The 651-nt window shown below is 37.5% G+C and carries 1 protein-coding gene; it reads right to left on the minus strand.

Going from position 1 to position 651, the window contains the following annotated elements; all coding sequences use genetic code 11:
* Positions 1-414 precede the first annotated feature (414 nt).
* Positions 415-651 (minus strand): hypothetical protein (locus RM190_RS23350; protein ID WP_311761878.1); only part of this gene is annotated, 237 nt, incomplete at its 5' end.

Raw genomic sequence — 651 nt, forward strand, 5'->3', positions numbered from 1 at the left:
TTTGAGAATTCATGAGAATTTTCACCTGTTTACCATTCTCTTTTTCCAGAATTGAGACCACAACCTATAACCTGTCCCATAGTAATCAGCAATGACTGAGAAAGTTCCGCGATATACCCTGAGGAATTTTATCTGACCACCTTTTTTAAGGTAGAAGGTCAATGTTCCACGATCATCGGCATATAAGTCCTTTTGCGTTGGAAACTCAAAACTTACTGCCCTAATTCAACCTGAGACGCTTGAAACATCAACATCTATTCTCTTAATCTTGTCTGGTAGGTTGTTTTTCTTTTTTGACTGCTTAGGAGGTTTTTTTGGTTTTTTCCTTTTCTTCTTGTTCTTGTCCTTGTCTTTTCCTGTTCTTGTTGCGGTTGTGGTTTTGACAATTTCCCCAATTCTTGTCCTTAACCTGTTTCACCATATGCTTTGACTTAAGATGAAATCTATGCTTGAACTGAAAAGGTCTTGTCTCAAAGCTCTTTTCGTAGGGTCTTCAAAATCAACCACATCAGGAGTTATAGTTGGATAGGCGATAACTATGCTTGACCTGCTGATTGTTTGTGTCTGCTGTTTTGTAGTTGAAATGAAAAGGTCGTCAGTATCCAAGAAATCTGGACTTGAAAGGACATTTTTTATTATCTCATCAATATC

This window comes from Paracoccus broussonetiae (assembly GCF_031854425.1).
GTDB lineage: Bacteria > Pseudomonadota > Alphaproteobacteria > Rhodobacterales > Rhodobacteraceae > Paracoccus > Paracoccus broussonetiae.